This is a genomic window from Mesorhizobium sp. M7A.F.Ca.CA.001.04.2.1 (assembly GCF_003998485.1).
Classification (GTDB): Bacteria; Pseudomonadota; Alphaproteobacteria; order Rhizobiales; family Rhizobiaceae; genus Mesorhizobium; species Mesorhizobium ciceri.
The window spans coordinates 114242-138427 of record NZ_RZQT01000002.1; the positions used below are offsets into that span (position 1 = coordinate 114242).

At 60.9% G+C, this 24186-nt stretch carries 20 protein-coding genes and 1 pseudogene; 4 read left to right on the plus strand and 17 right to left on the minus strand.

Annotated elements, in window-relative coordinates; genetic code table 11:
• Positions 1-29: 29 nt before the first annotated feature.
• The 6 genes and pseudogenes from EN955_RS01360 to EN955_RS01385 all read right to left on the minus strand — a co-directional run bounded on the left by EN955_RS01360 (position 30) and on the right by EN955_RS01385 (position 5648).
• Positions 30-950 (minus strand): sugar ABC transporter permease, encoded by a 921-nt coding sequence (locus EN955_RS01360; protein ID WP_024504905.1) that lies wholly within the window; start codon positions 948-950, stop codon positions 30-32.
• A complete protein-coding gene (locus EN955_RS01365; protein WP_245265390.1) occupies positions 943-2358 on the minus strand; it encodes a sugar ABC transporter substrate-binding protein in 1416 nt (471 codons plus the stop codon). Before EN955_RS01365 ends, EN955_RS01360 begins: the two co-directional genes overlap by 8 nt.
• Positions 2359-2369: 11 nt before the next feature.
• Positions 2370-3191: a helix-turn-helix domain-containing protein gene (locus tag EN955_RS01370; protein ID WP_024504903.1), complete on the minus strand. Its 822-nt coding sequence runs from the start codon at positions 3189-3191 to the stop codon at positions 2370-2372.
• On the minus strand, positions 3185-3670 hold the full coding sequence (locus EN955_RS01375) for an OB-fold domain-containing protein (protein ID WP_196815414.1): 486 nt from the start codon (positions 3668-3670) through the stop codon (positions 3185-3187). Before EN955_RS01375 ends, EN955_RS01370 begins: the two co-directional genes overlap by 7 nt.
• Entirely contained in the window at positions 3637-4767 is a 1131-nt protein-coding gene (locus EN955_RS01380; RefSeq protein ID WP_032899524.1) for a thiolase family protein, read from the minus strand. The genes EN955_RS01375 and EN955_RS01380 overlap by 34 nt, the downstream gene beginning before the upstream one ends.
• A 60-nt stretch (positions 4768-4827) precedes the next feature.
• Positions 4828-5648, minus strand: a pseudogene (locus EN955_RS01385) (SMP-30/gluconolactonase/LRE family protein).
• Between the two features lie 164 nt (positions 5649-5812).
• On the opposite strand from EN955_RS01385, the gene EN955_RS01390 reads away from it, so the two are divergent.
• Together EN955_RS01390 and EN955_RS01395 are read left to right on the plus strand one after the other, a co-directional pair.
• Positions 5813-8461, plus strand: coding sequence for a CoA transferase (locus tag EN955_RS01390; protein WP_196815413.1), 2649 nt, complete (start codon positions 5813-5815; stop codon positions 8459-8461).
• A gap of 55 nt (positions 8462-8516) precedes the next feature.
• On the plus strand, positions 8517-9374 hold the full coding sequence (locus EN955_RS01395) for a nitroreductase family protein (protein ID WP_024504898.1): 858 nt from the start codon (positions 8517-8519) through the stop codon (positions 9372-9374).
• A gap of 75 nt (positions 9375-9449) precedes the next feature.
• Here the strand turns inward: EN955_RS01395 and EN955_RS01400 are convergent, their stop codons facing one another.
• From EN955_RS01400 to EN955_RS01430, 7 genes are all read right to left on the minus strand, one after another.
• Positions 9450-10061 carry a flavin reductase family protein gene (locus EN955_RS01400; protein WP_024504897.1) on the minus strand — a complete coding sequence of 204 codons (612 nt, stop codon included), beginning with the start codon at positions 10059-10061 and terminating at the stop codon, positions 9450-9452.
• A 130-nt stretch (positions 10062-10191) separates the two neighbouring features.
• Positions 10192-10839, minus strand: a complete 648-nt coding sequence (gene larB / locus EN955_RS01405) for a nickel pincer cofactor biosynthesis protein LarB (RefSeq protein ID WP_032899523.1) — start codon at positions 10837-10839, stop codon at positions 10192-10194.
• On the minus strand, positions 10836-11624 hold the full coding sequence (locus tag EN955_RS01410) for a potassium ABC transporter ATPase (RefSeq protein ID WP_024504896.1): 789 nt from the start codon (positions 11622-11624) through the stop codon (positions 10836-10838). The genes larB and EN955_RS01410 overlap by 4 nt, the downstream gene beginning before the upstream one ends.
• Positions 11617-12858 carry a LarC family nickel insertion protein gene (locus EN955_RS01415; protein ID WP_255337239.1) on the minus strand — a complete coding sequence of 414 codons (1242 nt, stop codon included), beginning with the start codon at positions 12856-12858 and terminating at the stop codon, positions 11617-11619. The genes EN955_RS01410 and EN955_RS01415 overlap by 8 nt, the downstream gene beginning before the upstream one ends.
• Positions 12855-14159: a nickel-dependent lactate racemase gene (gene larA / locus EN955_RS01420; RefSeq protein WP_024504893.1), complete on the minus strand. Its 1305-nt coding sequence runs from the start codon at positions 14157-14159 to the stop codon at positions 12855-12857. The genes EN955_RS01415 and larA overlap by 4 nt, the downstream gene beginning before the upstream one ends.
• Before the next feature lie 235 nt (positions 14160-14394).
• On the minus strand, positions 14395-15513 hold the full coding sequence (gene leuB / locus EN955_RS01425) for a 3-isopropylmalate dehydrogenase (RefSeq protein WP_348627433.1): 1119 nt from the start codon (positions 15511-15513) through the stop codon (positions 14395-14397).
• Between the two features lie 139 nt (positions 15514-15652).
• Positions 15653-16537 (minus strand): LysR family transcriptional regulator, encoded by an 885-nt coding sequence (locus EN955_RS01430; RefSeq protein ID WP_032899521.1) that lies wholly within the window; start codon positions 16535-16537, stop codon positions 15653-15655.
• Between the two features lie 262 nt (positions 16538-16799).
• Here EN955_RS01430 and EN955_RS01435 point away from each other — a divergent pair, with 262 nt between their 5' ends.
• Positions 16800-17552 (plus strand): SDR family NAD(P)-dependent oxidoreductase, encoded by a 753-nt coding sequence (locus tag EN955_RS01435; protein ID WP_024504891.1) that lies wholly within the window; start codon positions 16800-16802, stop codon positions 17550-17552.
• A 64-nt stretch (positions 17553-17616) separates the two neighbouring features.
• Complete coding sequence (locus EN955_RS01440) at positions 17617-18855, plus strand: amidohydrolase family protein (protein ID WP_024504890.1); 1239 nt, start codon at positions 17617-17619, stop codon at positions 18853-18855.
• A gap of 579 nt (positions 18856-19434) precedes the next feature.
• On the opposite strand, the gene EN955_RS01445 is transcribed toward EN955_RS01440, so the two are convergent.
• From EN955_RS01445 to EN955_RS01460, 4 genes are all read right to left on the minus strand, one after another.
• Positions 19435-20271, minus strand: coding sequence for an SDR family oxidoreductase (locus EN955_RS01445; protein WP_024504889.1), 837 nt, complete (start codon positions 20269-20271; stop codon positions 19435-19437).
• 327 nt (positions 20272-20598) lie between these two features.
• The gene (locus EN955_RS01450; protein ID WP_024504888.1) at positions 20599-22098 is read right to left on the minus strand and encodes a tripartite tricarboxylate transporter permease; all 1500 of its coding nucleotides are present in this window, start codon (positions 22096-22098) and stop codon (positions 20599-20601) included.
• A gap of 26 nt (positions 22099-22124) precedes the next feature.
• Complete coding sequence (locus EN955_RS01455) at positions 22125-22595, minus strand: tripartite tricarboxylate transporter TctB family protein (RefSeq protein ID WP_024504887.1); 471 nt, start codon at positions 22593-22595, stop codon at positions 22125-22127.
• A gap of 229 nt (positions 22596-22824) precedes the next feature.
• Positions 22825-23793: a tripartite tricarboxylate transporter substrate binding protein gene (locus EN955_RS01460; protein WP_164752848.1), complete on the minus strand. Its 969-nt coding sequence runs from the start codon at positions 23791-23793 to the stop codon at positions 22825-22827.
• Positions 23794-24186 lie beyond the last annotated feature (393 nt).

Consider the following 24186-nt stretch of genomic DNA (forward strand, 5'->3'; position numbering starts at 1 on the left):
GGACTTCCCCCCAGCTTGACTGGAATGGCTCATCCCGACCTCGTTTCGCTGCGTTTGTGAAGCCAGGTGATAGGCAGGGTGACAATACTGACGAGGATGGCGAACACCAGCGTTTGGGCTGCGGCCAGACCGACATCGAACTCCTGCATGGCAGTGCGCCATATGCGGAAGGTGGTGACGGTGGTGCTGAATCCCGGCCCGCCGAATGTCAGACCATAGACGAGGTCGAAGAGCTTGAACGCGATCACGACGCGCAACAGCAAGATGGCAAGCAGCGTCGGCATCAGCATCGGAAGCGTGATCTGCCAGAAGATCGTTCGCGGCGACGCGCCGTCGACACTTGCCGCCTCGAACACCTCGTCTGGCAAGGTCTGGAGCGCCGCATAAGCGAGGATCGCCACGAACGGCGTCCACTGCCAGGTATCGGCGACAGCGACCGAAAGGAAGGCTGCGGGCATGGTGCCGAGGAATGAGACCGGCTGGTCTATGATGCCGGTGCGCAACAGCACGCCGTTGAGCAGGCCGCCGGCGGGCGCAAGGATCAATTTCCAGGCCACGGCCACCATCATGGGCGGCGTCATCAGCGGCAACAGGATAAGGCTGCGCACCCACCTCGCCTGCTTCAGACTTGAATGCAGCATCATCGCGATCGCCAAGCCCAGTGCGAGCTGGATCAATGCGACGGGAATTGCGAAAATCGTCGTCCTCAACAGGGCCGCCTGAAAGTCGCCATCGCGCTGAATGGCGGCAAAGTTGGTCAGAACCGGCCAATGCTGGAACTGCCGCCCCAGCGAGCTCTTCGACAGCGACAACGCAAGCACGTCGAGAAACGGATAGATGGCAAAGGCGGAGAGGCCGAGCAGCAGCGGCGCGACCAGAAGGAACCCTGCCAATCGCGAGCCGCTTACCGTCGCTCCGGCCGATGTGGAAACCGGGTTGCCTCTATCCATTCAGCATTGCAACCCAAGCCGCCTGGGCATCTTTCATAGCCTGCTCGGGGGTCTTGGTCAGAGCGAGAACCAATGCAAGTTCGTCAGCCAGGCCTTGCAGCATCTTGGACGCCAGTGCCCCGGTAGGCCAGGCAAGCGCGCCATTTAGTGCCTGGGCGCCAGCAGCCTGAACCTTCGGCGCCGCCGCCTTGTACTGGCTGCTGTCGAGAACCGACGTGAAGATCGGATCGATGCCACTGCCGGGAGTCAGTGTCAGCTTGAGGTTCATTTCCTTGCTGCAGGCAAACTTGACCAGTTCCCAAGCGGCGTCCGGCTGCTTCGAGCCGGCCGAGATCGCCAGGCCGAAACCGGCGTCGAGCGAGCCGCGATGCTGTTTGTTGGCGCCGCCAATCGGCATCTGCACCACGGTCCACTTGTCAACAATCTGCGACATTGCCGGATCCTGTGCGTTGACCCCGAGATCGGTCCAGAACTCGATCATGGCCGCCTTACCGGAGAGGAAGGCCGGCAATCCTTGCTCGAACCCGGTTTCCAGCGGCGTCGGCAGAGCATACGGAGCAACGTTAAGCATGGCCTGGACGGCCGCGATGCTGACTTCCGAATCGAGCAACGGCTTGCCGCTGGCATCGAAGAAATCGCCACCCAGACCAGCCAGCCGGTTGGTGTAGCTGCAGCCTATCATGAAAGGGTTTTTCACACCGAGCAGCGCGGTGCCGAAGATGCCGTTCGCTGTCTCGGCCTCCGTGATGACCTTCGCCGTCGCCAGATATTCGTCCCAAGTCGTGGGCGGCTTCAGGCCGCTCCGTTCCAGGATCTCGGTGTTGACGAACAGCAAGTGCGAATCGCCGTCATATGGCACCCCCCAGCGCTTTCCCTTGTACAGTGTGTAGGGATCGTAGATGGACGGCAGGAAGTCCGCAGCGGCATAATCCTTGGCAATGCGGTCGGTAACGTCGACGACCGTGCCGTCTTCGGCGAGCGCGCCGAGCAGACAGTACCAGTAGTCGATGACGTCGTAGACGTTGGATCCGGACTGGACGTCGAGGGTCGCCTTTTGCTGGATCTGGTCGTTGGGAACCGGCAGTACGTTGACCTTCGCGCCGGTCGCCTTGCCGAACTCGTCTGCAACTATGCGTCCACCGGTGACGTGCGGCTGGATCACCATAAGATTGAGTTCGATACCCTTGAAATCGGGCGCGCTCCATGCCTGCCGCGGCATCAGAGCGGCTGCCCCCAGCATCGCTGACGTGCCGAGCAATTGCCGTCGTGTCAGCGACATTTGCTGCATGAGTTCCATCAAGTTACTGCTCTTCATTGCGCATTCCTCCACCAGCCTGCTTCTTAGTCGTTTTAGAAAGAGCCGCCTGGTAGCTCCTATTCCGCCCCGGCGTACGCATGTGGCGGTCAAGCACTTCGCCCTCACGCACCCCAGGCTTCTGCAGCGAAGTCACGAAGCAGCGCGGCGAACCTCGACCGACCGTCCGCGTGCCCGGAAACGGCAACGCCAATGCCGATCGCAGCAGGCGCTCCAAATCGCGCGGGCAACTGGATTGCGATGACGAGGTCGTCCTGGGCACTCAGATCGCGACAAACCGCGAAGCGATCGACGCGGTGCATTCGCAGCTCGTTGACAAGATCCTCCACATTGACCGCATGTGCAGCATCGCCGACGGCGTTCCCGTGCCGGAGAATGCCACGTACGTCATTCTCGTTCTCTGCTAGAAGCAGCATCCTGCCCAGGGCGTCCCTGCCAATCGGCAACTTCATGCCGGGACTCAGGCGATTCGTCCTTGGCTCGGCCGACGGCCAGGAGACATGCACATATTGAACGTGCACCCCATTGCGGACGCCAAGCCGGACATTTGCATTGGCCTCGATGCTCAACGCATCCAACGCCTGCAGCAGGCCGCTGCCCTGGAGAAACGTGTCGTGGACCCAGTTGCTCAACAGCACGGAGCGGACGCTCGGTAGGTATTTCCGCGTCTTGCGATCGCGCGCTATGAAACCTGCACCGCTCATGGCCTGTAGCAGCACGGACGAACTTGACTGGGGGATTTCGAGCGCGCAGGCGATTTCCGAGACCGACAGCGGGCGGCGGAGAGCAGCAAAGAGTTCAATGATTTCGAGCGGGCGCGTCGCCGATCTCAGGATGCTGCGGTTTGGCCGGGCTGGCAGGCGGCCGGCGTGATGACGATCGCATCCGGCCGCGCTCACTTCGGCGTCAGCTGCTTCGTTCAGCATCCCGGTTCGTCCAGAGAAAATTTCGGTAATGCGATGCCATCGGCGATGCGGTCGAACACCACATGGACGCGCGCACCAATCCTGAGGTTCGCCTGCCCGCCGACCAAATTGCTGACGACCAGCGGGCCTTCGTCAAGCCGCACCAGACATGTACGGTAGGGCAAGTCTGCCTTAAAGCCGTCCCAATAGGCGCGATGGAAATCCGCCCAGGACTGCAGCGTGCCTTTTCCGCTCGCCGGTTTCCAGGTCTGGCGGTCATTCAGGCACCGAGGGCATACCGGCGCTTCGGGAACATGAGCGTCGCCGCACGCATCGCAGGTCTGCAGCGCGTAAATTGACTTGAGCGCATAGTCCCAGAACGGCCTGTTCAAGGGCGTAATCTTGGGCAACGGCTTTGCCTCTACGGATTTCTCGGAAGCGGAAGCGCCATACGCCATGTCAGCCGTCACGCCCGCGTATAAACGATCGTGCGCGTGCATGGTGTTGCTTGCACGTACGTCACGACTTCACAGTCCTCAACCTGCCGATCGCCGCATTCGCCACGCAGTTGGCGCACCGCCTCGACGTTGAGGGCCCAGCCCTGCATATACGAATTGGACAGATGGCCGCCGTCCGTGTTGGTCGGCAGCCGGCCGCCAAGTTTCAACGCTCCGCCCTCGACGAACCGGCCGCCTTCGCCGCGCGGGCAGAAGCCAAGGCCTTCGAGGCTGAACAGCACGGTCGGACTGAAATTGTCGTAACACATCAATGCATCGACATCGGCGGGCTCGACGCCGGCCATGGCGAACGCCTCATCGCCCGATGCCGAGACCTGATCGTGCCAGAAGTCGATGTGAAAATTCTCTATGGACGAGTTTCGATAGGCCTCGCGCCCCGAAAATCCGCTGATCCGAACCGGCGGCTTGGCGAGATCAGCGGCCCGCTCGCTTGTCGTGAGGATCAGGCAGACGGCGCCATCGTTGATCAGGCAATAATCGAATAGGCGCAGCGGGGCGACGATCGGACGGGAACTCTCATGGTCGTCGATAGTCATTGCCTCCTTCATCACCGCGCCGGGATTGAGTTGCGCATGGCTGCGGAAGGCCACGGAAACTTCAGCGAGTTGCCGCGTCGTCGTACCGTAAAGCTCCATGTGGCGACGGAACATCATGGCGTGGGCGCCGCCGGGCGAGGTGAACCCCCAAGGGTCCCAATGGCCCGGCATTTCACCTCCGCCGTAGAAGACGCGGCGAGATCGGCCGATGTTGGCGTAAAGCAGCGCGACATATTTCGCCTGGCCGCTCGTCAAGGCGATCGTTGCCTCGATGAGGCCGATGCCCGACATGCGACCATGCCCCGGTAGGGTGATCGTCCAACGCGGATCAAGTCCCAGGACTTCGCCCATCCGGTAGTAGCTCGGAATACGACATGTAAGCAGGCCGTCGACCGCGCCCTTGTCCAGTCCGCAATCTGCAACCGCGTTGCGAAACGCCTCAGCCGCCAGGCCATACTCGTCCATGTCGGGAAAGTTGCCGTACGCCGTCGTGCCGACGCCCACCACCGATACTTTATCTCGAAGCCCAGAAAAGCCTTGCATCGTCCCTCCGTAATGGATGATGCATTTTATTTTATTTTGGTCAAGAGGTTCGGAACCATTTCAGAGGCCGCGTGTCCCGACATAAATCGAGTAAAGAGACGAGGCAGCGGCTATATTGCGCTTGGGCCGCCAAACGTCAGGTTTGTGACGGGTTTCCGGGACCGCAATCTTACCGATGCAGTGAACACCATCAGCCGCCCTTGTCCAGATATTGCCATCGAGGTCCACGCGGAACCCGTCAGGCACCCCGGCATCGATCACGGCGAATGTCCGGCGGTTGCCAAGCCCACCATCGGCCGCTACGTCAAAAGCTAGGATCTCATGTGTGCCACCCAGGCGTGTGCGTCTCGCCTGAGTCGGCAACGAAAGGATTTTCTCGGTGGGCGAGAAGGCCAGACCATTGGGCTTGTCCAGTTTGTCCGTGGCGATCGCCAGCTTGCCATCGAGGGGATCAAGGCGGAAAACGCAGCGGCGCCCGAGCTCGCTGGAGGCGCGGTTTCCTGTGTAATCGCTGAGAATTCCATAATCCGGGTCGGTAAACCAGATCGAATCACCCGAGCGTACGACGATGTCGTTTGGCGAGTTGAGCTGCTTTCCATCGTAGCTATCGGCGAGAACGGTCTGCCTCCCGTCAAGTTCGGTTGGGACGACGCGACGATTGCCGCTCTCGCAGGTGAGCAGACGCCCTTGGCGGTCCCGGGTATTGCCATTGGCGTTGCCGGACGGATGGCGAAAGACGACCGGTGGCTGCCCTTTGGCGACAGTAATATTTGCTCTGCCGGAACGTCGCTAAGAAGGAGAATCTCGAGATCCGCAAAACAGACCGGACCCTCCGCCCACATCATACCGGTGTGAAGACGCTCCAATGGCGCATTGGCCACGACATAGCGCCGGAAGCCTTAAAATTTCAGGATCGAAATTTCTTCTGCACTTTTTCCACCACCCGAGGTGAATTGGTTTGACCCCCGCAATTTCTAATTGACAGGCGCCGCTTCTCAATGCCTAATTTTATATAATGCATTATCTTGCCGAGCAAACTCCATAAATGTGGTTGCTCAACATCAACGCTGAGACGGTCCAAACACCCTTCATGACAGCTGCAAGAGTTGAACCCCGGTCGACCGCTCTGGCGTCCGACACCGCCCCCGGAATGCTGTCTGGCCTTCGAGTGATCGAGGTGGCGGACGAGACGGCGGAGTATTGCGGCCTGCTGCTTGCAGGACTCGGCGCCGAGGTGATCAAGATCGAACCAGCAGGCGGCAGCCCGACGAGGCGCATCGCCCCGTTCTGTTCTGAGGAGCCCGACCCCGAAAAGTCGCTCTATTTCTGGGCATACAACCGCGGCAAGAAATCCGCCGTCGCCGATCTGGATACCGCAGGCGGTCGCGAGATGTTGGTCCAGCTCCTGGGTACTGCCGACATCCTGCTGGATGCTAGCTGCGGCATGTTGAATGAACAGCTTGGGCTGACCCGCGAAGCCTTGGCGGCGCGGTACCCCTCGCTCGTCATCGCCCGCATGACGCCTTTCGGCGATGACGGCCCTTGGAGTACCTTCAAGGGGTCGGACCTGGTTCATCTGGCGCTCGGCGGCGTCATGATGAATTGCGGCTACGATCCGGATCCATCGGAACTGTACGACCTACCGCCTATCGCACCGCAAATCTGGCATGCCTACCATATTGCCGGTGAGCAACTCATGATTGGCATTCTTGCCGCTCTGATCGAGCGGACCACCTCGGGTCTCGGTCAGGATATCTCCTGTGCCATCCATGAGGCGGTGGCCAAGAGCACCGAGATCGATCTGATGTCATGGGTGATGCGCCGAGCGCCGCTCCATCGTCTGACATGCCGTCATGCCCTGGAGGCAGTGTCGCGTGTCCCCAACATCAGTCACACCAAAGATGGTCGCTGGTACATGACCTGGGGTGTTGGCGCCCGTGACAAGGCCAATCTCGTGCCGTTCCTCGAGCGTTTCGACATGGCTGCGGACCTCGAGGCGCCCACAGCCGATGCGGACTTTAACGCACGCAGCGTCCCGGGCTCGTCGAAGATGGACGACGCCACCTCGCACACGCTGGAAGTGGTTCAGCGTTTCGTCCGCGCCCACACATATGACGCGACGCCCTGGCAAGAAGCTCAGGCAGCGGGATTGCTCTGGGCACCGGTGCGCAAGCCGCATGAGAATGCACAAGACGAGCATTGGCTGAAGCGCGGCGCCATCACCAAGGTCGATCACCCTGAACTTGGGCGCAGCTTCCATTATGCCACAAGCAAATGGCTGAGTTCGGAAACACGATGGCAGGCCGGCAAGCGCGCGCCGCTGCGCGGTGAGCATACGGGCGAAGTGAGCAACACCTCAAGGCAGGCATCGCCAAAGGTAGCGGCAGAGGCGACCCTGAAACCGGCGCTCTCAGCACGCAATCGTCCCTTTCCTTTGCAGAACGTCCGCATCTTTGACTTCTCATGGTTTCTTGCTTCGGCGGGCGGAACGCGCTTTGCTGCTGCGCTTGGCGCCGAGTGCATCAAGGTCGAATGGAAGGAAAACCCAGACACACGCCTCGCCGCAATGGCACCCGTTGGCGGCCGCACGGCGCGCGAGGCCGCGACCGGCCCACTGCCGGGCGTCAGCGATCCCGACATGGGCGGCCAGTTCAACAATAAGAACACGGGCAAGCGCGGGCTCTCGCTCAATATCCGCCACCCGAAAGGTATCGATATCGCCAAGCGGCTGATCGCAATCTCCGACGTCGTCGCCGAAGGCTTCTCTCCGGGCGTCCTCGATCGGTTAGGCCTGGGGTATGACGTCCTGCGCAGCATCCGTCCCGATATCATCTACGTCCAGCAGTCCGGCATGGGCAGTTACGGCACCTATGGCCGACTGCGCACCGTTGGGCCTATCGCTGCCTCGTTTGCTGGGATGAACGAGATGTCCGGTCTTGCCGAACCGGCGATGCCTGCCGGGTGGGGCTATTCCTATCTCGACTGGATGGGGGCCTATGGCTTCGCCCAATCGCTCCTCGGTGCGCTGTACTACCGCTCGGTCACCGGCAAGGGTCAGCATATCGATGCGTCCCAATGCGAAGCGGGCATCTTCCTTGCCAGCCAGGCCATCCTTGATTGGTCGGCAAACGGGCGAGTGTGGCAGCGTACCGGCAACCGCTCCCCTTATGGCAATGCCGCGCCGCATGGCGCCTATCGTTGCCAGGGGGCGGATCGCTGGATCGCGATCTCGTGCTGCGACCAGCGGTCATGGGCGGCGCTCGCCCATGCCGCGGGCCATCCTGAATGGCTAACCGATCCACGCTTCGCCAATATTGCGGCTCGTCTTGTCAACCAGGATGCACTGGACAAGGTGGTTGGAACGTGGACCGAGGGCGTTGAGGCCTATGACTGCATGAGCCGCTTGCAAGCAGCTGGCGTGGCCGCTGGCGTATGCCAGACGGCGGAGGATCGCTGCGATCACGATCCGCAGTTGCGGAGGTTGGAGTGGCTGACCGAAGTGCCTGGGACAAGGATCGGGACGTGGCCCGTGGCCGAAGTGCCGTTCAAACTTGGCCGCACACCCGCGCATGCAGGCGGATTGATCAACCGCGGAGCGCCTTGTTACGGCGAAGACAACGAATATGTCCTCGGTGAACTCCTCGGCCACTCAACAGCACAGATCCGCTCGTTCAAGCACGAGGGCGTTATTTGACCTCGGCAAGAATCCCAGGCGGATCAAGCCAAACAACCAGATGGATAACAATCAGATGACCAGCAAGCAGCGAAACAGCGTCGCCGACGGTACAGCGGCACGTGAACGCGTCGGTACGCGCTACCGTGATCCCGCTCTCGCCGAAGAATTGTCCCACGTCACTTGGAACAGCACGCTGGATGTGATGCTGTCGCACCGGTCGGTGCGCTACTACCTCGACCAGCCCCTTCCCGCAAATACCCTTGAGCTCGTCGTGGCGGCCGCACAGTCGGCGGCTTCAACTTCCAACCTCCAAGCTTGGAGCGTCATTGCGGTCGAGGACAAGGATCGCAAGGCGCGGCTGGCCGGCTACGCCGCGGACCAGAAGCACATCCATGACGCGCCGCTGCTGCTCGTTTTCGTCGCCGATCTGGCTCGCCTGCGTGCGATCAGCGATGAGCGGGGACATGCCGGTGTCGCACTCGATTACATCGAGGCATTCATCTTTGCCATCGCGGACGCCGCGTTCGCAGCGCAGAATGCCGCTGTTGCAATCGAGTCGCTCGGCCTCGGCTGCTGCTACATAGGCGCGATGCGTAACGACCCTCAGGCCGTCGCCAACGAACTGGGACTGCCCGACGAATCGATGGTCGTGTTCGGCATGACAGTCGGCCGCCCCGATCCGGCAGTGGCAACAGACGTCAAGCCGCGCCTGCCGCAAGGCATAATCCTCCACCGCGAGCGGTATACCCAAATCGACCCGGAGCTTATGGCGGCCTACGAGGCACGCATGCGGGAATTCCAGGCCGAACAGAACATGCGCAACATCGACTGGACTGAACAGACCGCGGCGCGGATAAAGGACGTTGCTGCACTGACCGGCAGGCACGTGCTCACGGACTTCCTGAAGGCGCGGGGATTTGGGCTCAAATAGCTGCGGTTGCGCGCGCCAATGTTGACTGAGAGACAGGGGCTGCGACTTCGTCAGGCTTGCGAACCGCCGGCCCTGTCACGTCGCCGAGATTCTCGGCAACTCAAACGCGTCTGTCGTGCGGACATAGGTGTTTCCTTGTGCCCTAGCGACAAGGCGCAATTTTTGTGTATCGACATGGAAGCGAACCGGGTCGATCAGCATGTCGTCGCGTATATGCATCATCTGGACCGTTCCCAGGATGAGCGAGCGCGATACCCCGAGAGGAACAATGCTGTGCAGCACGCACTCCATGGAGACGGGGCTCTCGGCAATTCGCGGCGCGGCGATCGTCACTGAAGCTTCCTCTGCAAGCCCGGACCGCGAAAACTCATCGATTTCCGGCGCAAACTCGGCGGCGGTTATGTTCATCTGGTCCAGCCGATCCTCGTCGACCAGATTGACGACGAATTGGCCCGACATCCGGATATTGCGTCCTGTGTCCTTGTTGTCGCCTGCAGACCGGTCGACGATGCTGAAACCGACGACAGGGGGATCCTCGCTGAAGACATTGAAGAACGAGAATGGCGCTGCATTGCGCACCCCGTCCGACGCGACGGTCGTGACCCATGCGATCGGCCGTGGCGTGATCGTCGAGGATAGAAGTTTGTGCCGGTCAAGCGGCTTCAGCTCGGAGAAGTCGAACTGCATTGTCGTGGGGACCTCCGATGATTTGGCGGGGCAGACCAGTTTGGCTGGCGCCACGCCTTTCTAGCACCGGCAAAATCGATTGTTTGCTCTATATCGGAACGCGCGCATCGCGCTTAGCGAGGCTGGTGCGTCAACGCATTGAAAGCATCTTCACCGCGGCTGCCGCTGCGCCAAAGCCATTGTCGATGTTGACCACCACAACTCCCGGCGAGCAACTCGCGAGCGCTGCGTTGAGCGCCACATATCCGCCGGCGGCCACGCCGTAGCCGACAGATGTCGGTACAGCGATCAACGGCGCCGCGATCAGCCCGGCGAGCACGCTGAAGAGCGCGCCTTCCATGCCGGCGACAGCGATAACAACCCGAAACATCCGGATTTCGTCGAGCCTTTCAGTAAGCCGCCACAATCCGGCGACACCGACATCGGCGACGATAGGCGCGTCATGGCCGTTGAAGCAGAGCGCTCGGGCGGCTTCCCGTGCGACCGACATATCCGACGTGCCCGCCGCCACGATGCCCACACCTGTGCTTGCAACGGGCATGGACCCGCCCAGCACCGCAGTGCGCGACAGTGGATCATAGTCAAGTGCACTGCGAATGGCGAAATCGAGCGCCAGAAAATGGCTTTCGTCGAGACGCGTGAACAACAGCCGCTCTCCTTTCTCGGAAGCAGCGACGATGATGGCGGCCACCTGGGTCGGGCTCTTATACTCACATAGCACCGCCTCCGGCACTCCGGTGCGCCTGCTGCGTTGCCAGTCGAGTTGAAAGTCGTTCATGGGCGCATGAACATCGCGCCGCGGCTGTAGGGCCGGGCGCCCACGAAGACGCGTCCTGCCTCGGCGCAAAGCCGCTGCGTGATCTCGACCAGCAGATGCTTCTGCGCGGACACGCCGTCGCCGAGTTCCAGAACCACGCCTGACCGCGTAATCCGGCAGCGCAACGTAACGCCACTGGCGGCAATGTCAGCCAGATGCCGCTCGGCCTTCTCGATGAATGCGAGGTCGCGGGCATCGATCGCTATTCCCGTCTCGACGCGGCTTGCCAGGCATGGCTGGGCGGGCAATTCGGCGACAGAGCCCAGGCCAAGCTCGCGAGAAAGCGCGCGAATGTCGGCCTTGGCCATTTCCGCTTCGATGAGGGGATGTACCACCTGGCGCTCGGCGGCAGCCAGCAACCCGGGACGATAGTCGCCGAGATCATCGAGATTGGCACCCGACGCGATCACATGCGGCGTCAGTGTGCGTATCCGATCGTAGAGATTGGTCTTGCAGAAATAACAGCGGTTCGAGGGATTGTCCCGATAGCGTGAATCCTCGAACTCGCCAGTTCCGATGACGAGGGTCGTCCAGCCTTCGGTATCTGACAGACCCCGCACGCGTGCCGTCGCCTCTTCCGGAACGGCTGGTGAGGCGGCATGGATTACCGTCACCGCAAGGCCCGGCTTGCGATGTGCGAAGGCTGCCAGCGTCACTGAATCCACGCCGCCGCTGACAGCAATGGCGAGCTGTTCGAAACGGTCAAGAACGCGGTCAAGACGCTGTGCCGGCGCAATGTCATTCATCGTCGGTCGTCTCGGCCTGGCACTTCATGGCGCGGCGCTCGGCAAGGCTTCCGCCTCGAAGGGCATCGCTTTCCACCTTGCGTGTGATGCCCGATGGCCGGAGGACCGCCTTGACGGCAAGTCCGGCAGCCTTGACGTTTTCCCGGAAGAGGACCAGCCGGCGTTCCTCCCGCAGGCGCAAGCCAATTGTCGATGTCTCGGCAAAACACCGGGCCGTCACCTGATCGGCCAGTTCCGGTCTCGCCAGAAGCCGGAACGACGAGGCGGGACGCCCCTTCTTGCCGAGGCGCTGCCCCACGGAGAGATCCAACACGCCGTCCGTTGCCCTGAGGCGATCGCAGGCGACGCCCATCTCTTCGCCGGTCATGTCGTCGATTTCGAATTCGATGACACTGATGGTGTCGCTCGGAGTTGAGACTTCGTTCTCTAGGACGAGAACGCGAAGAATGTTCGGCATCCCGGGCAGGTGCCGCGTCCCCGCGCCTGTTCCGGACGACACAAGCCGGCCAGACGTGCCGCCAGCACCAGGCGCTGTGAGATGTTTAAGGATCGCCGCGCCGGTCGGCGTCACGCGCTCGCCTGATATGCCGTCGTCGCGCCATTCGAAACCGGTCAGGATCGCGGCCGTGGCAGGCGCGGGAACGGGCAGCAGTCCGTGGGCGGTGTGCACAAGGCCACCGCCTCGCGGCAGAGCCGAGACACTCCACACCGTCTTGCCGAGCGCCGCTGCGATGCTGCCGGCGCAGACGACGTCAACCAGGGAGTCCCAGTCGGCGATCTCGTGAAAATGTACCCTTTCGACCGGCACGCGATGGATGGCCGCCTCCGCCTCGGCAATGATCGTCAGTATCGCAATGGCCCTGGCAGCCGTTCCATCGTGGAGATCCGCGGCCTTGATGCGTGCCACCATGTCAGCAAAACTACCTGCATGCGCTTCATCAGGAATCTGGTTGCGATCGTGATGGTGATGGTGGCCATCATCATCACCATATGCGTTCGCATGGGCGTGTGGCGCTGCAGCCGACATCGCGCGCTTCGCGACCAGACCGAAGCGCCGCACGCGCATCGACAGGCTCTCGCCTTCCTCGAAGGCAATGCCACCGGCCTCAACCGGAAGCACTGCAGCGCCGTCGGCAAGTACGCGCTCTCGCAGGTCAGGCAGCGCGTCGAGCATTGCCGCGACGAACATGTCGCCGGCGATGCCGCCGACTGCATCGAGGTGGACGCGTCTCACAGTCCTGCCCGCCGATAGATCGGAATGACGTATGGTCCCTCCGGGATGATGGCAACGGCGGGGTCGCCATGGCGTTCAAGACTGGCCGCGATTGCGTCGTTTACCGAGGGGACCAGTTCAACTCCGGTGATGCGGCGTTCCTCGCGATCTAGCCCGGTCGTGTAGAGCTGGATCTTGCCCACCCGCATCGGCTTCAGCTGCATCTCCGTCTGCCATTCATCGATGTCGGCAAGCGTCTTCGCCGTAAGCGTGGCAAGGAATGGCTCGGGTCCCATCTCCACCAAGCGCGCTTGCGCCTGGCGGAATTCGTGGCTGCCCAAGCCCTCCGAACATTCCGAGGCGATGATCAGCGTCCCGCCCGGGTCGAGAATGTCGATCGGCGTCACCATACCCTTGATCGTCTGGTAGTAGGTCTTGTCGAGGGGATAGCCTGCAGACGACGTCACCACGGTCTTGAACCGGCGCGGCACGTCGATCATCGTCGTGTCAGCGATGAAATCGACCGCAGCCAGATGGCTGGCTATGATCTCGCCAAAGGTCACGCAAACCAGATCGCGATCTTCATCGAGCACGGTGTTCAACGCATAGATTTCGCCAACCTTGCGTACGATCTGCAACTGTTCCTCATGGAGCGGGTTGCCGACCAGATTGCACTGGACTGACAGCGGGTCTTCCATGAAACGCGCCGAGTGGAAGGTGCGGATGGTTTCGTGGCCGGCAACGCCGGGGGCGACAACCTTTCGACCACCGGACCAGCCTGCCATGAAATGGGGCTCGACCAGGCCTGTAGCGATACGGAGGTCCGCATCCGCGAAAAGCCGATTGATCCGGATCGGTGTCCCACGCGTCTGCGTATGTCCCAGATCGACGTGGTCGTGTTCGTTGCGTGCGAAATGATTGGTGACGCGGACGGTCTTCAGAACCCAAGGATCGCCGACCAGTTCCTCCAGTTCCACACCCTCGTTCGGACGATGAAGGCCGGTGGCAACGAGCACATCGATCCTGTCCGCGGGAATGCCGCCTTTGATCATTGTCTCGATCATGACGCGTAGGAATAGCCGGTTCGGCACCGGGCGCGTGATGTCGCAGATAAGGATGCAGGCGCTCCGACGCCCGACCACCAGACGGGCTAAAGGCTCGGAGCCAATCGGATTCGCGAAGGCGGATGCAATTGCTGAAGAGGCGTCGAAGAGTTTTGGCAACAACGCCTTCCGGATTACTGTCGGCTCCGCGCCTTGCGGCAATGCCAGCTTCAGCAATCCACGACCGAAGGCAAGTTCGAAAGGACCGCCATGTTTCATCTGCCGTCCCTCGGCTCTCACGATCCGCCGTCCGTCGCTACGGCCCGGCACCTATGATGTTCGGCGGCTGATCCAGCCCTCTTCGGCCACGTGACGTCGCTCGAACATGTCTGGCTTGCCTTCGAGTACCGCTGGTCAGTCAACCGAAGTAAGTCTCGGTTTGGAGACCTGTCGTCGCAATCGGCGATGCGGACGCGACCGACTTGCCGCGAGAGCAGCAGGTCATAGCGGCCGGTCAGGCAAATTCCGCCTCCCCGCCAACCTTCTGCTTGCGGATCGCCTCGACAACTGCTTCACCCATGGCCCTCGTGCCGATCTTCCTGCAGCCGGGTTGATAGATGTCTGCGGTCCGATACCCCTCGCGCAGCACTGACCGTACGGCCTGCTCGATACGCGAAGCGTGCTGGTCGCGGCCAAACGACTGCCGGAGCATCATGGCAACCGAAAGGATTGCGGCCAGTGGGTTCGCCAAGTCCTTGCCAGCGATGTCCGGCGCGGTGCCATGGACCGGTTCGTATAGGCCCTTGTTGTGATCGCCGAGGGAGGCCGACGGCAGCATTCCGATTGAGCCGGCCAACATGGCCGCCGCATCGGAGAGGATATCGCCGAAGACATTGCCCGTCACGACAACATCGAATTGCTTGGGATTTCGGATCAAGGCCATGGACGCCGCGTCAATGTAGAGATGCGTCAATTCCACATCGGGATACTGCTTGCTGACTTCGATAACGACCTCGCGCCACAGCGCCATCGTTTCAAGGACGTTTGCCTTGTCAACCGAACACAGTTTCTTACGTCGTTTCGCGGCGGCCTGGAAGCCCGCATGCGCTATGCGCTCGATCTCGGCATCGGTATAACGCATCGTGTTGATGCCGACACGCGCGCCAGTCTCGTCACGAGAGACACCACGCGGCTGGCCGAAATAGAGATCGCCGGTCAGTTCACGCAAGATGATCAGGTCGACCCCCGTGACAATTTCGGGCTTGAGTGTGGAGGCGTCCACAAGCTCGGGATAAAGCACGACCGGGCGGAAGTTAGCATAGAGACCGAGGGCCTTGCGCAGCTTGAGCAGGCCGTAACCGGCCCCCTCGCTCGGCGCTCGCCTCTCATCCTCAGGAACGCCGGTTCCGCCAAGCAGAATGGCATCAGCTTTGCGTGAGATGTCGAGGGTATCAGGCGGCAGGGCATCGCCGAAGCGCTCCAGCCCCTCACCTCCGATTACGGCTTCTGTGAGTTCGAGCGGGAGTTCACTACCGATGACCGCGTGCAGCGCCCTTACTGCCTCCGCGGTCACTTCCTTACCGATCCCGTCTCCTGGGAGCACTACTATCTTCAAGGCCTTGCCTTTCGAAATTGAGTTGAAGAGGCGGGCGCATTCGCTCGGCCCTCTCTGCGGCAGGACTTATATGGGCCGACCCGGACCCTTCGAAGTCGTCCTTTGGAAAGCTCGCATCGTCGGACGCGACGCACCGGTTAGCCGGCGGACCAGCCTCTCAACTGTTGGTAAGGTGCTTCAACAGCAGCTTCACGGGTGGTGGCAGGCCCTGACTGTCCTGAACGCAGATGTTCCACTGCCTGACTGCCCAAGGCTCGTCGAGCGCGATTGCCGCAAGCATGCCACCCGTTACATAACGGGCGGCACATCCCGCCGGCACGAGGCCGACGCCCATCTGCGCCTCTACCATTGTCGACACCGTCTCGAACCCGTTGACCCGGATTGGCATTTTCAACGGTTTGCTCAGCTCAGCCGCAGCGCGAATGACGAGCATATCCAGAAAACTTCCCCTGCTTGGCCCGATCAGGTCATAATCCGGGAGGTCGGCGAACTTGACGGAAGTTTGCGAGCTTAGCGGGTGGTCCCTGTGAGCCAGCACCACGAGGCGGTCGCTGCGATAGGGGATGTATTTCAAACCGCGACGGGGCACGACGCCACCGAAGACGCCGATATCCGCAGCGTTCTCGGCCACCGCGTCCACGGCCTGCTGGCTGGTGCCCTCCTCCAGATCGATTCGAATGGCCGAATGCGTCCCCAGAAAGTTGCTCAGATCCGACGGCAGATGCTGGATGATCGTCGAAACACTCGCAAAAATGCGGACCTGCCCGCTGACGCCACTGGCGTGATGGGCAAGCTCAATCTCCATCTGCTTCAAGTCGCGGAGCACGACGCGCGCATGGTGGAGCAGCGCCTGCGCTGCCGCGGTCAGCTCCAGTCCCTTCGAGCTGCGGTGAAACAAAGGCGTACTGAGGCGTATCTCGAGATCGGAAATCCGCTTGCTCACCGCCGATGCCGCGATGTGCTCGCGATCGGCCGCCTTGGCGATACTCTGCTCTTCGCAAACGGCGACAAACAGCTGAAGCGAAAGAAGGTCAAAACGCAATGTAGCTCCCCCTCTCCGGCATATTCCATCCATGCCAGGCCTGCGAAACACGCAGCCAGTCACTGCTAATAGCTGTTGACCGCACGGATGCAACTGTCGCAAGGGCATCATCGCGGATCGCGAAGCAGCCATTCCAAACGAAGTCTTTTGCGAAAGACCATCGCAGTCAATACGTTCTGGCACGCGCTTGTCGCGAAATCGCCACCGGTTCCCCCGTGGAACATGCTTCAATCAATAATTCAATCAGAGTGCGTCTTCGACCATGAATCGATATGATCTTGAGCAGCGCGTAGCGATTGTCACGGGCGGAGCGCAGGGCATCGGGTTCGCAGTCAGCGAGCGGATGCTGGCATCCGGTGCCAGGATAGCGATCTGGGATCGCGATGGCGCTGCGTTGCAAAAGGCTCTCAATCAGCTTGGACGAACCCGCGACGTGCTTGGGATTGAGACTGACATTGGCGACCTCGCGTCGGTGGAAGCGGGCTTTGCACACACGCTGGAACGGTTTGGCAAGATCGACATATTGATCAACAATGCGGCGTTGGTCGGGCCGAACATGCCGACCTGGGAATATCCACCCGAGGCCTTCGCACAGGTCCTGAGTGTGGGATTGATAGGGACTTTCAACTGCTGCCGCGCCATCGTCCCTCATATGCGGGAGCTTAACTACGGGCGCATCGTCAACCTCAGCTCCATTGCCGGCAAGGAGGGCAACCCCAACGCGGTCGCCTACAGCTCCATGAAGGCAGCCGTGATCGCCTTGACGAAGTCACTGGGCAAGGAACTCGCAGGGCAGAACATCGCAGTCAACTGCGTCACTCCGGCGGTTGCCAAGACGCCTGGGGCAATGGAGCAGTCACCGCAACACATCGAGTACATGCTTGCCAAGATTCCGCGCGGCCGCATGCTCGAACTTGGCGAAGCCGCCTCCATGATCTGCTGGCTAGCGTCAGAGGAGAATTCCTTTACCACCGGCGCGGTGTTCGATCTTTCCGGCGGCAGGGCAACCTACTGACCGTAGCGCCCGTCAAATTCCGCGGCGCACGTGGCGGCGCACCGATCCAACAAGGAGACTGCTGATGCCTTCCTACATATTCGAAAACGCGCGGATCGTTGACGGCTCCAATGAGGACGGCGAGCACGACCGTTTCGTCCGCGTCAGCGGCAATGTTATCGACGAGGTTTCAGACAAGCCGATCCGGGATAGCAACGCGCATCGCTTCGATCTGCGCGGGAAGACTTTGATGCCGGGCCTGATCGATTGCCATGTGCACATCAATTCCGGAGTTGCCGATCCGGCCGAAAACTCGTTTCTGCCAAACGAACTCGTCGCCTATCATTCGGTGCGGATATTGAAGGGCATGCTCAATCGCGGTTTCACCACCGTGCGCGACCTCGGCGGCGCGACTGTGGCTCAGGTCCATGCGATAGAGCAGGGTCTTATCGAAGGTCCTCGCCTGGTCATTTGCGGCAAGGCCATGGTGCAGACCGGCGGCCATTCGGACTATCGGACGCGCTACGACATGATCAGTGGCGACCGTCAACTCGACCAACTCGGCTCGGTAGGACGCATCGTTGACGGCGTCGACGACTGCCGCCGTGCCGCTCGCGACGAGGTTCGCAAGGGCGCCAGATTCATCAAGGTGATGGCCAATGGCGGCGCGGCATCCTCCCATTTTCCTCGGCCATATCTCGGCTATTCGATGGATGAGCTGCGCGCGTTCCAGGACGAAGCCGACAAGGCCAAGATGTATGTGTCGGTGCACACCCACACCGACGAGGCCGTCGCACGTGCACTCGAATGCGGTATTCATTCGATCGAACACGCGACACTTATTACCCCTCAAACCGCTGCCACCGCTGCGAAGCAAGGTGCGATCGTCACGCCGACGATCGCCGCCTATGAAGCGCAGATCCGCGAGGCCGATGCGCTGAAGCTGGATCCCGGCTTTGTGGAACGCCTGAAATGGGTGCGCGCAAGAGGTCCCGAATCGCTGGAGACGATGCGGGCAGCCGGCGTCAAGCTGGCTTACGGCACCGACGTGTTGGGCTCGATGCACAGCTATCAGTCCGAAGAGTTCCTGATCCGCGCGGAGGCGCTGCCGGCGATCGAGGTGATCAAATCGGCAACCCTTACCGCCGCCGAACTCGTCCGTATGGAAGGCAAGGTCGGCACGATCGCGGCAGGCGCCTTTGCCGACCTCCTCGTGGTCGACAAGGATCCCGTGAAGGATCTGTCTGCGCTGGGCAGTCAAGGCCGCTACATGTCCGCCATCATGAAGGATGGTGCATTCGTGAAGAACCAGCTCGCAGCCTAGGCTCACGCTGGGACCAATCACGCCGCCATCCTTTTGCCAGTCTTGAGATGTCCGCTCCGGGGGCGGACCGGCTGTGTCACTTGGATATCGACAAGTCTTCCGCGTTCACGCCTTACATCGTGGAACGCGACGAGGTCCATCCCATCGAAGGCTCTGAGCGCGCGTCCAGCCAACTATCCCAATGCTGAATTCGACCGCCCTGGTGTCCGCGCATCGCTGGAGGTCGCGCATTTGAGCGAAGTTTCAGTAACTGCTGAGTGGAAGGACATAGCTCGTTCGAAGAGGCGACGCCAAAGCTTTGAAGGGCTGCCCTATTTGCTGTTGGCGCCGATCGCCATACTTCTGGTTCTGGTGATCGTTTATCCGCTGGTTGAGGCCGTGCGGTCTGCCATGACGGACGCATCTTTTGCCCAACTGGGCACGCGCCCGCTTCAGCGGTTTTCAGAACTTCATCAAGCCGGTCAACGACCCGGCCTCCCTCGAGGAGAGCTGTCTTGCCGGAAAGAGGCAAATCCCTTGTCTGGCTGGTTGTTCCCCTCCCGCCACGCTGTACATGGGAGGTTAGTCCATGGAGGACATTCACCCCTTCTTCGGCGCCAACGCTGCGAGCGGAGTGGCTAGCTCCGGCCAGGCCGCGGTCCGGTGGGTCTGAAGCTGCGGGTCGCTGATCGTATTGTCCCAATCGACCGCGAGGAAGCGTTTGCCGGTTATTTTGTCGCCCTCGCTGGTCAAGAGCGCCAGAATCATCGGAGCCATCATCTCGGGGCGGATAAGCGTCTCGCGATCAAGGCCATCCCTATCGGGAACCATGGCCGTGTCTACCGGCCCGCCCGGCAACACGACGTTGACGGTGATGCCTGATTCATCGAGTTCGCGCGACAGCATCATCGACCATGCTTCGAGAGCCGCCTTTGACGGTCCGTAGGGGGAAAAGCCCGGCCGCATCATGGTCAAGTAGCTCGTGCTGACGTTAATGATGCGGCCCCATTTCTGCGGACGCAGGCGCGGAACGACCTGGCGCGACATGTTGAACGTGCCGCAGACATTGGTCAGCATGAATTTTTTCCACAGTTCTTCGCTGACGTCTTCGATCTGCAAGGGGAGAGTCTCGTAATGTGGGTGCACGGCGTTCATGCCGAGCGCGGCATTGTTGATGAGGACATGCAATCCACCGAAATGCTCTGCAGCAGCATCCACGCCCCGTTTGCAATTCGCCGGATCAGTGATGTCGACCTGCAAGGCAAGGAACTTGTCTTTCCCAACGCGCTGCTCAACCCGGCTCACACCATCCAGATTGATATCCATGCCAGCAACACGCACCCCTTCCTTGACAAGCGCTTCAGCAATGGCAAGGCCGATACCTGCACCGGCCCCCGTTATGATCGCAACCTTCCCCTTGAAATCCGAATACGGCATAAATCCTCCCAATTGCGTGGCTTAGTCCGTCGATCGGGAACGTTCCGATGACAACGGGCCAACTAGTCGCCCAGGAGGCGACGCAGTTCTGATAATGATACGACGGCGTTAGCCCCAGTCGCGATTGGGAAGTGATGCATCGTCTCGGACGATGCCACCAGCGCTCATCCTTGGCCACGGCGTCACTTGCCAATCGCGTCGGTCGACCGTCCGCAATTCGGATAGCTCCCATGCAACTCCGTCAAGACCTGCGCGACACCATTTTTGGAAGGACTCAATCGCTGGCTGAGATGCCTGACGCGCCGGGTTTTTCCCTCCTACCCGAAGTCACTCCTGAAACGCTTCCTCGCGCCTCGAGCGTATGCTGGGCAACAGCACCAGGACCAACAGTATCGCGGCCAGAACGATCAGCATGAGGCTGCCGGGCCGGGTGAGGAACACGGTCGGGTCGCCACGGGAAAGCACCATTGCCCGCCGCAGGTTCTCCTCCAGCATCGGTCCCAGCACGAAGCCGAGCAGCAGCGGCGCTGGTTCGAAGTCGAGCTTGATCAGGATGTAGCCGACGAGGCCGAACAGGGCCATTGTGTAGATGCTGAACGAGTCGTTGTAGACGCTGTAAGCGCCGATGCAGCAAATCGCAACGATCGCCGGAGCGAGGTAGTGGTACGGCACCATCAGCATCCGCACCCATATGCCAATCAGAGGCAGGTTAAGCAGGACCAGCATCAGATTGCCGACCCACATCGAGGCGATCAGACCCCAGAACAGGGCCGGCTGCTCAGTGGCGACATTCGGGCCAGGTGTAATGCCCTGGATAACCAACGCGCCGATCATCATCGCCATTACCGGGTTGGAGGGGATGCCGAGCGTCAGCATCGGGATGAATGAGGTCTGCGCGCCGGCATTGTTGGCGCTTTCTGGCGCCGCGACCCCTTGAATAGCGCCCTTGCCGAACTGCGACCGGTTTTTCGAGACACGGCTCTCGACCGCATAGGCCGCGAACGATGCCAGGACTGCGCCACCGCCGGGCAAGATCCCAAGCACGGTGCCGATGCCAGTCCCTCGCAAGACCGGGGCTATGACGCTCTTGAGCTCCGCAGCCGTCAACATGAGTTTGCTCACCTTGCGAACAATTACGTTGCGCTTCTGCTCATGCTCGATGTTGAAGATGATCTCGTTGATACCGAATACGCCCATGCTGAGCGCGACGAAATCGAGCCCGTCGGCCAAGCTCGGTATGCCGAACGTGTATCGCAGCGTGCCGCTCTCGACATCGGTCCCGACCAGGCCAAGCAGCAGGCCCAGCACGATCATCGCGAACGCCTTGAGCAGCGAACCTGACGCAAGCGTAACTGATGCAACGAGGCCGAGCACCATCAGGGAGAAATACTCTGCCGGGCCGAACTTCAGCGCAAAGCCGGCCAGCACCGGAGCGAACAGCGCCAGGATGAGCGTTGCGACCGTTCCGGCGAAGAACGAACCCAGTGCCGCCACCGCCAACGCCTGACCCGCCCTGCCCTGCTTGGCCATCTCGTAGCCGTCAATCGCGGTCACGATCGAGCCGGCTTCGCCCGGCAGGTTGATCAGGATGGCGGTGGTGGAGCTTCCGTATTGCGCACCGTAGTAGATGCCGGCCAGCATTATCATCGCCGTGTCGGGCGACAGGCTGAAGGTCAGCGGCAGAAGCATGGCAATTGTTGCCACCGGCCCGAGACCCGGCAAGACCCCGACAGCTGTGCCTAGCAGGCAGCCGACGAAGCAGTACAGCAGGTTCCACGGGTTCAGTGCCGTCTGGAAACCAAGCTCAAGATTGGAAAAGAAGTCCATGAAAAATGTTCTTCAGCTGGTGATTTTCACGGGCTGGGGGAAGCCGAAGGCCACCAGTAACCGAAAGATAGCCATTGCCCGATGATCGGGATGGGCAATCCGAGCGCATAGACGAAAAGGAAGGCGCAGACGAGAGACAGCACGAGGGCTAGCGTGATGGAGGGGATCCACTTCGTGTAGCTGCTGGCCATGGTCGTCGCCAGAATGCAGAGCGCCAGCGAGATGAACAGGCCGAGCCCTTTGAGGGTTAGGGCGAAGACCATGATCGAGCCCAGGACGAGGACAAGCGCACGCCAAGGGATCGTCAGCGCCTCGCCTGCCCCGCTTTTTGAACGCAATGCGTTAACGATGATGGCAAGCCCCAGAACGACCATCAGCAGGCTCAGAACGATCGGAAAGTAGCCCGGCCCCATTCGCGAAGCGCTGCCGACCGTCAACCCGCGACCGAAGTAAAGGAACGCTGCACCGGTGGCGAGCACCAGCGTCCCACTGATCACGTCTCTCGGCTTTTCAAGTTGAGATGGCATCGTGAGGACCCGGTGCATAAATCATAGGCCGAAGCAGCAGGAGCCATGGCAGGTCAGAACCTGCCTGGTTCGGGGTGCTTGATGCCGCTTGGCGATATGGGGCTAATGGCGGATTTCGCATCGAAAACTCCAATCCGCGAGCAACGTTCATGCCAGACTTAGGGCGGCCCAAAACGAATGAGCCGCCCGCGACGAACCGTCAATCGGTAATCCGGATGTTCTGCTTTTCGGCGATGGTCTTGAACGTGTCGAGTTGCTTGACCACGAAATCCTTGAACTCAGCGCCGGCAAGCGGCGAAGTATACAGGCCAGAGTCAGCCAGACGCTTTGCCACTTCCGGCTTGACCAAGGCGTCGGCGACGGCCTTGCTCAGCTTGTCGGTGACTTCCTTAGGCATGTTCGCGGGACCCATGAGGGCGAACCAGCCCGTGACGGTGGCGTCGCCGAGGCCGGCTTCGGCCAAAGTCGGCACATCCGGCACTACCGGTACGCGCTCGGGAGAGGTCACGGCCAGCAGCTTGATGGTGCCAGTGTTGAGATGGGCGGAGATGTCCTTCACCGTGCCGAACATGCCGTCGATCTGGCCTCCGACGAGGTCGGTCACAGCACCGGCAGCACCTTTGTAGGCGACGTGGGTGATGTCGATGCCTGCCGCCAGGGCCATACGCACACCCTCAATGTGCAGCGAACCGCCAACACCCGAAGAGCCGTAGTTGAACTTGCCGGGATTGGCCTTCGCGTATTCGACGAAATCTTTCATGGCGTTGAGCGGCAGCTTCGTGCTGACAGCGAACACCAGTGGAAACTCGACGACCCGGGAAATGAAGGTCAGGTCGTCCGGGATCTTGTAGGCCACGTCCGGCTTGACGGCCGGCAGTATCGCAATCGCGTCGTTGTTGCCAAACAGAAGCGTATAGCCATCTGGATCCGCGCGCTTGACGGCATCAACGGCGATTGCCGAAGAGGCGCCGGGGCGGTTATTGACGATCACCGGCTGTCCGAGGCTGGTCGACAGTGACTCGGCGAGGACGCGGGCGGCGAAGTCGGTTGCGCCACCGGGGAGGTAGCCGACGATTACTTCGATCGGCTTGTTCGGATAGTCATCAGCCGCCTTGGCGCAGTTGGCGCCAGCGAGCGACAGCAGTACCAGCGACAGCGCTGTCAGCATGGCATGGGCTGATTTTTTGTAGGATCCAATCATTCTTCTCTCCCTTTTTATTGCTTTTTCGAGGCTTCCATCCCGCAGCGAGACTTTGCTAGCGTCACGTCCCAAAGGAACCGTAGACAGCGCACCCGAATTCCTGCCGCCAACTAAAAGCCCATCACCGTTCCTCTTGGCCTCCCGCGGCACTTCGCGACGGCATGGCCGACGGCGCAGTACGGCGACCTTATAAAAAGAAACGGCGCAAAAAGGTGAGTCGTAGATTCTTATGCCGGCATCGCACACTGCGAGGATAAGGCTTCTGCTCGGAGCCAGGTGCCGCGGTATGCTTTACCGATAGACGGCGGAGCGGAGAGAATATGGCAAAGCATGGTAGAGCGAGCCAGGCCCGGTTGCGCA

Excerpts from the sequence above, each read along its gene's own strand:
- larB (WP_032899523.1), bottom strand. The coding sequence starts at position 10,839 with ATGAACGACTTTCAACTCGACTGGCAACGCAGCAGGCGCACCGGAGTG.
- EN955_RS01460 (WP_164752848.1), bottom strand. The coding sequence starts at position 23,793 with ATGCTGACAGCGCTGTCGCTGGTACTGCTGTCGCTCGCTGGCGCCAAC.
- EN955_RS01450 (WP_024504888.1), bottom strand. The coding sequence starts at position 22,098 with ATGGACTTCTTTTCCAATCTTGAGCTTGGTTTCCAGACGGCACTGAAC.
- EN955_RS01360 (WP_024504905.1), bottom strand. The coding sequence starts at position 950 with ATGGATAGAGGCAACCCGGTTTCCACATCGGCCGGAGCGACGGTAAGC.
- EN955_RS01370 (WP_024504903.1), bottom strand. The coding sequence starts at position 3,191 with ATGCTGAACGAAGCAGCTGACGCCGAAGTGAGCGCGGCCGGATGCGAT.
- EN955_RS01440 (WP_024504890.1), top strand. The coding sequence starts at position 17,617 with ATGCCTTCCTACATATTCGAAAACGCGCGGATCGTTGACGGCTCCAAT.
- EN955_RS01435 (WP_024504891.1), top strand. The coding sequence starts at position 16,800 with ATGAATCGATATGATCTTGAGCAGCGCGTAGCGATTGTCACGGGCGGA.
- larA (WP_024504893.1), bottom strand. The coding sequence starts at position 14,159 with ATGAAACATGGCGGTCCTTTCGAACTTGCCTTCGGTCGTGGATTGCTG.
- EN955_RS01390 (WP_196815413.1), top strand. The coding sequence starts at position 5,813 with ATGTGGTTGCTCAACATCAACGCTGAGACGGTCCAAACACCCTTCATG.
- EN955_RS01375 (WP_196815414.1), bottom strand. The coding sequence starts at position 3,670 with ATGCACGCGCACGATCGTTTATACGCGGGCGTGACGGCTGACATGGCG.
- EN955_RS01445 (WP_024504889.1), bottom strand. The coding sequence starts at position 20,271 with ATGCCGTATTCGGATTTCAAGGGGAAGGTTGCGATCATAACGGGGGCC.
- EN955_RS01410 (WP_024504896.1), bottom strand. The coding sequence starts at position 11,624 with ATGAATGACATTGCGCCGGCACAGCGTCTTGACCGCGTTCTTGACCGT.
- EN955_RS01395 (WP_024504898.1), top strand. The coding sequence starts at position 8,517 with ATGACCAGCAAGCAGCGAAACAGCGTCGCCGACGGTACAGCGGCACGT.
- EN955_RS01400 (WP_024504897.1), bottom strand. The coding sequence starts at position 10,061 with ATGCAGTTCGACTTCTCCGAGCTGAAGCCGCTTGACCGGCACAAACTT.
- EN955_RS01380 (WP_032899524.1), bottom strand. The coding sequence starts at position 4,767 with ATGCAAGGCTTTTCTGGGCTTCGAGATAAAGTATCGGTGGTGGGCGTC.